This is a genomic window from Bacillus sp. V59.32b (assembly GCF_003429085.1).
Classification (GTDB): Bacteria; Bacillota; Bacilli; order Bacillales; family DSM-1321; genus Peribacillus.
In genome coordinates this window covers 48,636-59,922 of record NZ_QVTC01000001.1, presented here as the reverse complement: position 1 = coordinate 59,922, position 11,287 = coordinate 48,636, and the positions used below count along the sequence as shown (strand labels likewise).

The 11,287-nt window shown below is 44.4% G+C and carries 8 protein-coding genes, 1 pseudogene and 1 other annotated feature; all 9 genes and pseudogenes read left to right on the top strand.

Translation table 11 applies throughout. The features are described from left to right. The first annotated feature begins 9 nt into the window (after positions 1-9). The 9 genes and pseudogenes from mcsB (at position 10) to cysE (ending at position 11,286) form a co-directional block, all read left to right on the top strand. Positions 10-1,050 (top strand): protein-arginine kinase McsB, encoded by a 1,041-nt coding sequence (gene mcsB, locus D0463_RS00365; RefSeq protein WP_254052671.1) that lies wholly within the window; start codon positions 10-12, stop codon positions 1,048-1,050. Further along, positions 1,047-3,488: an ATP-dependent protease ATP-binding subunit ClpC gene (clpC, locus tag D0463_RS00360; protein WP_117303898.1), complete on the top strand. Its 2,442-nt coding sequence runs from the start codon at positions 1,047-1,049 to the stop codon at positions 3,486-3,488. The genes mcsB and clpC overlap by 4 nt, the downstream gene beginning before the upstream one ends. 217 nt (positions 3,489-3,705) lie before the next feature. After that, positions 3,706-5,094, top strand: coding sequence for a DNA repair protein RadA (gene radA, locus D0463_RS00355; protein ID WP_117303897.1), 1,389 nt, complete (start codon positions 3,706-3,708; stop codon positions 5,092-5,094). A gap of 25 nt (positions 5,095-5,119) precedes the next feature. After that, a pseudogene (disA, locus tag D0463_RS00350) lies at positions 5,120-6,169 on the top strand (DNA integrity scanning diadenylate cyclase DisA); the annotation flags it as partial. A 239-nt stretch (positions 6,170-6,408) separates the two neighbouring features. Then, positions 6,409-7,500 (top strand): PIN/TRAM domain-containing protein, encoded by a 1,092-nt coding sequence (locus D0463_RS00345; protein ID WP_117303895.1) that lies wholly within the window; start codon positions 6,409-6,411, stop codon positions 7,498-7,500. Between the two features lie 15 nt (positions 7,501-7,515). After that, positions 7,516-8,199: a 2-C-methyl-D-erythritol 4-phosphate cytidylyltransferase gene (ispD, locus tag D0463_RS00340; RefSeq protein WP_117303894.1), complete on the top strand. Its 684-nt coding sequence runs from the start codon at positions 7,516-7,518 to the stop codon at positions 8,197-8,199. 29 nt (positions 8,200-8,228) lie between these two features. Next, positions 8,229-8,708 carry a 2-C-methyl-D-erythritol 2,4-cyclodiphosphate synthase gene (gene ispF / locus D0463_RS00335; RefSeq protein WP_117303893.1) on the top strand — a complete coding sequence of 160 codons (480 nt, stop codon included), beginning with the start codon at positions 8,229-8,231 and terminating at the stop codon, positions 8,706-8,708. A 91-nt stretch (positions 8,709-8,799) separates the two neighbouring features. Further along, positions 8,800-10,257 (top strand): glutamate--tRNA ligase, encoded by a 1,458-nt coding sequence (gene gltX, locus D0463_RS00330; protein ID WP_117303892.1) that lies wholly within the window; start codon positions 8,800-8,802, stop codon positions 10,255-10,257. 42 nt (positions 10,258-10,299) lie between these two features. Beyond that, positions 10,300-10,555: a binding site (T-box leader), on the top strand. Between the two features lie 83 nt (positions 10,556-10,638). Beyond that, positions 10,639-11,286 (top strand): serine O-acetyltransferase, encoded by a 648-nt coding sequence (cysE, locus tag D0463_RS00325; RefSeq protein WP_117303891.1) that lies wholly within the window; start codon positions 10,639-10,641, stop codon positions 11,284-11,286. Position 11,287: the final 1 nt, after the last annotated feature.

Sequence of the window (11,287 nt, the reverse complement as noted above, 5' to 3'; positions counted from 1 at the left end):
TGTCTTTTAATGTATCGACAGAAGTTGTGTCTAGACCCCAACAAATATTATAGAGCCAATTTTAAAGACTTTTCATTTTCTACTTTATTTTCACAAGAAGAAGCTGTGGCGATTATAAATGTAATAAAAGATCGTATAAAAGATGCGGAGATACCTGAGGTCGGGAAGCTGGAATTTTTGCAGGTAGAAACACTTCAGCCACTTGAAAAATTGGTATTGGTTGAAAAGCATTTAATCAGTCCGCATTTAGCAGAAGATTCACCATACGGAGCTTGCCTGCTTTCTGAAAATGAAGAAGTCAGCATCATGGTAAATGAAGAGGACCATATTCGGATCCAATGTCTATTTTCTGGATTGCAGCTTAATGAAGCCTTGCAGAGGGCAAATGTTATCGATGATACGATCGAAGGGCAAATTGATTATGCTTATGATGAAGAGCGTGGCTATTTGACAAGCTGTCCTACAAATGTCGGTACTGGGCTCCGCGCCTCAGTGATGATGCATTTGCCGGGCCTCGTGCTGACAAATCAGATGAACCATCTCATTCCTGCTATCAATCAATTAGGTCTTGTTGTCAGAGGGATCTATGGAGAAGGCAGTGAGGCGCAGGGGAATATTTTTCAAATTTCGAACCAGATCACACTCGGTAAGTCTGAAACGGACATTGTGGAGGATCTAACGAGCGTCGTACAACAAATCATCGCCCAGGAAAGGTCTGCACGCGAAGCATTAGTGCAAACCTCTAACATACAATTAGAAGATAGAGTCTACCGTTCATTAGGTACTCTGCAGCATGCCCGGGTCATCGAAACGAAGGAGGCCGCAAGATGTCTCTCCGATGTTAGATTGGGAATCGATCTTGGGTATATTAAGAATATTTCCAAATGCATTTTGAATGAGTTAATGATCCTGACTCAGCCGGGATTTTTACAAACGTATGCCGGCGGCCCGCTCCGCCCTCAAGAAAGGGATATAAGACGAGCTGCTTTCATTAGAGAACGATTCGAATTAGAGAAAAAAGACAATACTGAAGGAGGAATTTCCTTATGATGTTTGGCCGATTTACAGAAAGAGCCCAAAAAGTATTAGCATTAGCCCAAGAAGAAGCGATCCGTTTAGGTCATAACAATATTGGAACCGAACACATATTGCTAGGATTGGTCCGCGAAGGAGAAGGAATTGCTGCGAAGGCATTGTATGCGCTCGGATTAGGAGCGGATAAAATCCAAAAAGAAGTGGAAAACCTCATTGGCCGCGGCCAGGAAAACGCCCAGACGATTCATTATACGCCAAGGGCAAAAAAAGTCATTGAGTTATCAATGGATGAAGCCCGTAAACTGGGACATTCCTATGTCGGCACAGAGCATGTCCTGCTTGGCCTGATTCGTGAAGGCGAAGGTGTTGCGGCACGGGTTCTGAATAATCTTGGCGTTAGCTTAAATAAAGCACGCCAGCAAGTATTGCAGCTGCTTGGCAGCAATGAGTCAGGCGGACATCAGGGTGCTTCATCCGCAAGCGCCAGCACACCAACATTAGACAGCCTGGCGCGCGACTTAACCGCGATTGCCAGAGAAGGAAGCCTTGACCCGGTTATCGGTAGAAGCAAAGAGATCCAGAGGGTCATTGAAGTGTTAAGCCGCCGAACAAAAAATAACCCGGTGCTAATTGGTGAGCCAGGGGTAGGTAAAACAGCGATTGCAGAAGGCCTTGCCCAGCAAATCATTAACAATGAAGTGCCGGAGATTCTAAGAGACAAACGCGTTATGACCCTCGATATGGGTACGGTCGTTGCAGGGACGAAATACCGCGGTGAGTTCGAGGACCGTTTAAAGAAGGTGATGGATGAAATCCGCCAGGCAGGCAATATCATCCTGTTCATTGATGAGCTTCACACTTTAATTGGAGCCGGCGGTGCTGAGGGTGCGATTGATGCATCCAATATTCTGAAGCCTTCCCTGGCACGCGGAGAGCTTCAATGCATCGGAGCTACAACACTTGATGAATATCGTAAATATATCGAAAAAGATGCGGCCCTTGAACGACGTTTCCAGCCTATTCAGGTTAATGAACCTACGATGGATGAGTCGATTCAAATTCTTCAAGGACTTCGCGACCGTTATGAAGCGCATCACCGGGTATCGATCTCGGATGAAGCGATTGAGGCTGCTGTTAAATTATCAGACCGCTATATTTCCGATCGTTTCTTGCCGGACAAAGCGATCGATCTGATTGATGAAGCCGGTTCGAAGGTGCGTTTGCGCTCTTATACGACACCACCGAATCTTAAAGAATTAGAAGTTAAGCTTGATGAAGTAAGAAAAGAGAAAGATGCTTCCGTACAAAGCCAGGAATTTGAGAAAGCAGCCTCTCTTCGTGATACGGAACAACGTTTAAGAGAGCAGCTGGAAGAGACGAAGAAAACTTGGAAGGAAAAACAAGGGCAGGAAAATAGCGCCGTTACTGTCGATGACATCGCCAGTGTTGTCTCAAGTTGGACCGGTGTGCCTGTAACGCGACTCGCCCAGACAGAGACTGATAAATTATTGAATATGGAAGAACTTCTTCATGGACGTGTAATCGGACAGGAAGAAGCGGTGATCGCGGTGGCGAAAGCAGTCCGCCGTGCGAGAGCCGGGTTAAAAGACCCTAAACGTCCGATTGGGTCCTTTATCTTCCTAGGTCCTACCGGAGTCGGGAAAACAGAGCTTGCCCGGGCCCTCGCTGAATCAATCTTTGGTGAAGAAGATGCCATGATCCGCATTGATATGTCGGAATATATGGAGAAACATTCCACATCACGTCTTGTCGGTTCTCCACCAGGGTATGTAGGATATGAAGAGGGCGGCCAATTAACGGAAAAGGTTCGTAGAAAACCATATTCAGTCGTCCTGCTCGATGAAATTGAAAAAGCACATCCTGATGTGTTTAATATCTTGCTTCAAGTCCTTGAAGACGGCAGATTAACGGATTCAAAAGGACGTGTCGTTGATTTCCGCAACACGATATTGATCATGACTTCAAATGTCGGAGCAGCTGCACTTCAGAGCAATAAATATGTAGGCTTCAACATCCAGGATGAAGGACAGGATTACAAGGATATGAAAGGAAAGGTATTGGAAGAACTAAAAAGAGCCTTCCGTCCAGAATTCCTGAACCGTATCGATGAAACGATTGTCTTCCATTCTCTTGAGAAAAAACATTTGAAGGAGATAGTATCGCTGATGGCCGATCAGCTTACTGTCCGGTTGAAGGGCCAGGATATTATGCTGGAGCTTACCGATGAGGCCAAAGCAAAAATTGCGGAAGAAGGCTATGATCCGGAATATGGTGCGCGACCGATCAGAAGAGCGATCCAGAAGCATGTAGAAGATTATTTGTCAGAAGAACTGCTGAAAGGCACTATCCAAAAAGGGCAGAAGGTATTAATGGACGTAGAAAATGGGGAATTTACCGTAAAACAGGTAGAAGCTGCTCCAGTGAATGAATAGTAATATAGGCAGCATGGGAGGTGCACGCAATTATGCCGTGCACCTCTTTTTTTTCTTTAACATGTGGTAATATGGACGCACAAGCAATGAAAAAGTCGAATGTATGTTAAAAATGTTGTAATTATTTGCGAAGAAGTTTTAGAAGGATTAAACCATGCTTTTATTTAATATCTTAGTAGTAGCGGTTTTTTCTAAATGAAATAGAGGGGAAGCAACTATGGCTGTTAAAAAAAAGACAAAATTTATTTGCCAATCATGCGGATATGAATCTGCTAAATGGATGGGTAAATGCCCGGGATGCGGCGACTGGAATAAGATGGTTGAGGAAGTGGAAATCGTAAAACCTGCCAGGAAAGGAGCCTTTGCTCATTCAGAAATCACCGCAGGAAAAGAAAGACCGAAGGCCACCCCGATAACGGCGATTGAAACGTCACAGGAACCGCGCATTTCGACTGATTTAGCGGAGTTAAACCGAGCTCTGGGGGGAGGGGTCGTACAAGGATCGCTTGTATTAATCGGCGGCGATCCGGGAATCGGAAAGTCGACCCTGTTATTACAGGTGTCTTCCCAATTGGCACGGAAGCAGAAGAAAGTTTTGTATATTTCAGGCGAGGAATCGGTTAAGCAGACAAAGCTGAGAGCGGACCGGCTTGGAGCGGCTTCCGACAATCTTTATGTGTACTCGGAGACCGATATGGAATATATCAATCAAGCGATTCAAGATGTCAATCCGGATCTGGTGATCATCGATTCGATTCAGACTGTTTATCACGCAGAAGTAACCTCGGCCCCGGGGAGTGTATCGCAGGTTCGGGAATGTACAGCGTCCTTAATGAGAATTGCTAAGACGAGTGGAATCGCTATTTTCATCGTCGGCCATGTTACGAAGGAAGGCTCGATCGCCGGACCAAGGCTTTTGGAGCATATGGTTGATACCGTGCTCTATTTTGAGGGAGAGAGACACCACACATACCGGATTGTCAGGGCAGTAAAGAATCGTTTTGGATCGACAAATGAGATGGGTATTTTTGAAATGAAGGAAAATGGGTTGGAAGAGGTAGAGAACCCTTCCGAAATCTTTCTTGAAGAACGATCACAGGGTGCCTCGGGATCCACGGTCGTCGCTTCGATGGAAGGTACCCGGCCCGTATTGGTTGAAATACAGGCATTAATTTCACCAACCAGCTTTGGGAACGCAAGGAGAATGGCAACCGGAATAGACCATAGTCGTGTATCACTGTTGATGGCCGTATTGGAAAAAAGAGTAGGATTGCTTCTGCAAAATCAAGATGCCTATTTAAAGGTTGCCGGAGGAGTAAAGCTTGACGAACCGGCAATAGACCTTGCGATTACTGTCAGCATTGCCTCTAGTTTTCGCGATAAACCTACCAAACAATCAGACTGTATTATCGGTGAGGTAGGCTTGACCGGGGAAGTCAGACGGGTATCGAGAATCGAGCAGCGCGTCCAGGAAGCGGCAAAGCTTGGGTTCGAACGGGTTATCCTTCCAGCTAACAATATCGGGGGATGGACTGCCCCTAAAGGAATTGAAATTGTAGGCGTATCCACAGTTGCGGAGGCTCTTCAATATGCTTTAGGAGGGTGAGCATGACGGAAAAAAAGCGTATGAAAAGACAAGGCTTGATATCCTGAAAATGGTGGCACCCGGTTCGCCGCTCCGTGAAGGGATTGATAACGTCCTCCGGGCGAACACTGGCGGGCTTATCGTGGTAGGCTACAATGAAAAAGTGAAGGCAATCGTCGATGGGGGGTTTCAGATTAATTGTTCATGTACCCCCAGTACGCTTTATGAACTGGCCAAGATGGACGGAGCCATTATTTTAAACGAGAAGTCCGAAAAAATTATTTTGGCGAATGCACAGCTGGCCCCTGACTCAGCGGTCTCCTCAACAGAGACAGGGATGCGGCACCGAACTGCGGAACGTGTCGCAAAGGAAACCAAAACGTTAGTTATCGCGATTTCTCAGCGGCGCAACGTCATTACGCTCTACCAGGGGAATTTTCGTTATGCACTAAGGGATATTGCCGTCATCCTTGCAAAAGCGAACCTTGCGATACAAACGCTTGAAAAATACAAAGTGGTTCTGCAGCAAAGCATTTCGGACTTAAGCTTTTTGGAATTCGAAGAGATTGTAACCTATGCAGACCTGCTTAGAGTTTTCCACCGTTTTGTGATGGTGCTCCGAATCAAAGGTGAGCTTTTGTCTTATTTGCATGAGCTCGGCACAGAGGGAAGGCTGATCAGGCTGCAAATGAATGAGCTTTTATCCGATCTGGAAGAAGAAGGGTCGCTCCTTATCAAGGATTATGCCTTCGAGAAGGATGGAAAGCCGGGCCATATCGTTCAGCGTCTGCAAGAACTTGCCCAATTGGAAATTCTCGAGGATAGCGTGCTTTTGAAGGTGCTTGGCTATAATGGGTATATTCCTGTGGATGAGGTCGTAAGTCCGCGAGGTTATCGGGTTTTAAATAAAATCCCTCGGTTACCGGGACTGATTGTTGAAAATCTCGTTAACCGATTTGGGGTTTTTACGAATGTAACCAAAGCCACTGTGGAAGAATTGGATGATGTGGAAGGAATTGGAGAAGTCAGGGCGAAAAAAATTAAAGAAGGTCTAAGAATTCTAAGAAACCAGTTGGTGCTGGAACGAAAAATGTAAAGAAATATACCTCTTGTTAAGTGCAATGCCACAAAAAACTGAACAAGATACTATTTTTTGACACCTCTATTTCTTGGTGCTAGGCTAATGTTACGGAGCCTCATTTAAGATCTTCACTAGCTATCTTACTTCTAAAGATTACGATAAGTTCTCCACTTTTGATATTTTTCAAAAACCTTCTTCAATGTGGTTTCAATTTGATGATTTTGTTAATAATGATTAGAAAAGGAGGTGAAGGGATGTTAAAACGCATTATTCAAGCATGCTTCTTAATAATAGGCGGGACTTTGGGGATTTTTCTTATTCCTCAATTATTAACGGTGGTACATGCGGATCATATTGCTTTTATAAACAAACCTTTCGTTAGTGCAATTTTAGGTGCTATTATATTCTATCTTTTTACTTTTTGGGCAGTAGATTATGTGGTGGATTTCATTAAATGGTTGGAGGAACTTCTTGTAAAGGCTCCAATTACCGATATCATCTTTGGAAGTGTCGGATTGATCGTCGGTCTTTTTGTCGCTTTTTTAATAGGATATGCCTTGAATGCTATCCAAGTCCCTATTCTTAATACTGTCGCACCGATATTGTTAACATTGCTGTTCGGATATCTAGGTTTTCAGGTTGGATTCAAAAAACGGGACGAACTGTTGAATCTATTTTCCAAAAACAGCAAAAGGAAAGGCGAAGCATCTGATTCAGAGGAAGGTGAGCCGGGCAGCAGCCCTATCAAAATTCTCGATACGAGCGTTATCATCGATGGACGGATTGCAGATATTTGCCAGACGGGATTCCTGGAGGGAACCATCGTCATCCCTCAATTTGTTTTAGCGGAACTTCAGCATATTGCCGATTCTTCTGATGCATTAAAAAGAAATCGCGGAAGACGGGGATTAGATATTCTGAACAGGATTCAAAAGGAATTAGCAGTCAAAGTCGAGATGTACGAAGGAGATTTTGAAGAGATCCAGGAAGTGGACAGCAAGCTCGTAAAGCTCGCGAAGATCACAGATGGAATCGTTGTGACGAATGACTTTAATCTAAATAAAGTCTGTGAATTTCAGAATGTTTCTGTGCTAAACATCAATGATTTAGCGAATGCTGTTAAGCCAGTTGTCTTGCCTGGAGAAGAAATGAATGTACAAGTCATTAAAGATGGCAAGGAGCAAAACCAGGGGATCGCTTATTTAGATGATGGAACGATGATTGTCGTTGAAGGCGGCCGCGATCATATCGGAAAGCGCCTTGACGTAATCGTCACAAGCGTTCTGCAAACGTCAGCCGGCCGAATGATTTTTGCCAAGCCTAAACTTTTAGAAAAAGCATTATAGTAGGGAGAAGCATTTATGTTTTACGAAGTAGTCATTCCTGCAGCGGGACAAGGCAAAAGAATGAATGCAGGAAAAAACAAGCTGTTTGTCGAGCTTGCCGGCAAACCCATTATCATTTATACGCTTCAGGTGTTTGAAAGTGATCCTGCGTGCAACGGAATTATTCTCTCTATTAATCCGGATGAGGAAGAATTGTTTCAATCGATCATCACTCAATATGGATTAAAAAAAATTAAAAAGCTGGTTCCGGGTGGGAATGAACGGCAACAAAGCGTATATAACGGGATTAAATATGCCGATGAACATGCAATTGTTCTAGTTCATGACGGAGCACGTCCCTTTATCGGGCATGCCCTTATCATGGAATTAGCCACTGCTGCTTCCCGGCATGGAGGGGCAATTGTCGCGGTCCCGGTAAAGGATACAATCAAAAAAGTAAAAGATAAAGCGGTGGTGGAAACCGTTGAACGATCTAGCTTGTGGTCAGTCCAGACACCACAAGCTTTTCGCGTGCCCACGCTGATCAAGGCCCATGAAATGGCCGAAAAAGAACAGTTTTTAGGAACGGACGATGCAAGCCTTCTTGAAAGAATGGGAGAGTCTGTCCTAATTATTGAGGGAAATTACGATAACATTAAAATCACGACACCGGAAGATTTATATTTTGCGGAAGCCATTTTACAAAAAATGCGTTCATAATACGGACGGGCAGAAAGGGAGAGAAAGCCATGTTTCGAATCGGACAGGGATTTGACGTCCACCAACTTACAAGCGGTCGCCCACTAATTATTGGCGGGGTCACCATTCCATACGAAAAGGGGCTGCTTGGACATTCAGATGCCGATGTATTGCTTCATACCGTGGCAGATGCATGCCTTGGGGCAATCGGAGCCGGTGATATCGGTAAGCATTTCCCAGATACGGATCCAGAATTTAAGGATGCTGATTCAGCAAAGCTTTTGCAGCATGTATGGAGGCTTGTGAAAAAGGAGGGATACGTATTAGGCAATGCGGATTGCACGATTATTGCGCAAAGTCCTAAGATGGCCCCTTATATCGAACAAATGAGAGCACGCATTGCTGAACTGCTTGACGCTTCATTAGAGCAAATCAATGTGAAAGCCACTACTACGGAAAAGCTTGGCTTTGCGGGTAGAAGTGAAGGGATTGCCTCACAGGCAGTAGTTTTGCTAATAAAAGCGAACTAACCCCTCTTTACAGCTAAGTGCTTTATTCTGCCACATTTAGATGGTAGAATAGAACGATATTAGAGATGTAGAGCTTAGGAGGCGTCAAACGATGAGTAGCGAAATTCGTGTTCGTTATGCACCAAGTCCAACCGGACATTTACATATAGGGAACGCAAGGACGGCATTATTCAATTACCTTTTTGCCCGCAATAAAGGCGGAAAGTTTATCATCCGAATTGAAGATACGGACTTGAAGCGTAATATTGAAGGCGGGGAAGAAAGCCAGCTTACCTATTTGAAGTGGCTTGGCATGGATTGGGATGAAAGTGTCGATAAAGGCGGAGAGTACGGGCCGTACCGCCAATCAGAACGCAATGATATGTATAATGATTTGTATAACCAGCTGCTTGAAAAAGGGCTTGCCTATAAATGTTATTGTACGGAAGAAGAGCTTGAAGCAGAGCGAGAGGCTCAAATGGCTAAGAATGAAACCCCGAAATACTCCGGTAAGTGCCGCCATTTAACAGCCGGTGAACGAGCTAAGCTCGAGGCAGAGGGAAGGAAGCCGAGTATCAGGTTTGTTGTTCCTGAAGGTAAGGTTTATCAATTCCATGATATGGTCAAGGACGATGTATCCTTCGATTCAGAGGGCATCGGTGATTGGGTGATCGTAAAAAAAGACGGGATTCCTACCTATAATTTCGCTGTTGCCGTGGATGATCACCTGATGGAGATCTCCCACGTTCTGCGCGGGGATGATCATATTTCAAACACACCCAAGCAATTGATGATTTATGAAGCGTTCGGCTGGGAACCGCCGGTATTTGGACATATGACTCTAATTGTGAACGAAAGCCGGAAGAAATTGAGCAAACGGGATGAATCGATTATTCAGTTTATTGAACAATACGAAGAGCTCGGCTATGTACCGGAAGCCCTTTTTAACTTCATTGCCTTGCTCGGATGGTCTCCGGGAGGGGAGGAAGAAATTTTCTCCAAAGATGAATTTATTAAGCGATTCGATGCGGATCGTTTATCCAAGTCACCGGCGCTTTTCGATAAGCAAAAGCTCACTTGGATGAATAACCAGTATGTGAAACAGCTTGAACTTGATCGCGTTCTGGAAATCTCGGTGCCTCATCTTATTAAAGCGGGCAAAATATCTGAAACAATGAGTTCGGCTGAAAACGAATGGGTCCGAAATCTTGTAGCGCTATATCAGGAGCAAATGAGTTACGGAGCGGAAATCGTTGAACTTTCCAGCTTATTTTTCAAGGATGAAATCGAGTATGAAGAAGAGGCGAAGGAAGTTCTTGCTGAGGAACAGGTGCCGGAAGTTATGGCTGCTTTCCTTGAAGAAGTGAACAAGCTGGAGAATTTTACGGCTGATGAAATCAAGGCAGCAATCAAAGCGGTACAAAAAAGTACTGGCCAAAAAGGCAAAAAGCTGTTTATGCCAATCCGGGCAGCAGCGACCGGACAAACACACGGACCAGATTTGCCCAAGGCAATCGCACTATTAGGCAAAGAAAAAATAAAACAGCGCTTGCAAGACATTTTACATTAACAGACAATAAAAAGTATAATATAGTAATAATTAATTAAAACCCAGAATGCGTAGACGGGGAGAAGTAAAGACATGATGCTTTTAGAGAGAACCATAACCTGGTGAAAGTGGTTCAAGCCTCTCATTCTTGAAATGCACCCCTGAGTCCTTTGTTGAACCGTACTAACAAGTAGGCGAAGGCGGCAATTCCACCGTTATCGGGAAAAGAGTTGGGAATGAAATGTATCAGCAGGACTTTGCTGCATGAGAAATTCATTCCAAACAGAGTGGAACCGCGCGCAGAATAAGCGTCTCTGTCATTAGGCAGAGGCGCTTTTTTATATGGGTTTTAACAGTGTAAACATTGATTAACAACTGATTAGGAGTAGGGGAGGGATAAGTGTGATTAAAATATTTAAAGAAGACATCGAAGTCATTTTCGATCAAGATCCTGCAGCGCGTAGTTATATTGAAGTGATTCTTACTTATTCCGGCCTCCATGCGATTTGGAATCATCGGCTGGCACACGCTTTATATAAAAGGAAGTTTTATTTTATTGCACGGTGTATTTCGCAGGCAAGCCGTTTTTTTACAGGCGTTGAAATCCACCCTGGCGCCCAAATAGGACGGCGTTTCTTCATTGATCATGGAATGGGGGTTGTCATCGGGGAGACGTGTGAGATCGGCGATAACGTTACCGTGTTTCAGGGAGTTACTCTCGGGGGTACGGGTAAAGAAAAAGGGAAAAGGCATCCTACCATAAAAGACAATGTCTTAATCGCAACCGGGGCAAAGGTTCTCGGATCGATCATAATTGGAGAGAATTCAAAGATCGGGGCGGGTTCTGTCGTCCTTAAGGAAGTTCCTCCTAGTTCGACCGTTGTAGGCATCCCAGGAAAGGTTGTCATCAGGGACGGCGTGAGAGTGAACAAAGACTTAAACCATACCGATTTACCGGATCCGACAGGGGACCGATTTAAAGAAATGGAAAAGGAAATCGCTGCTTTAAAAATGGAATTGAAAAACTTAAAAAGAGAAAGGGTCAACTAAA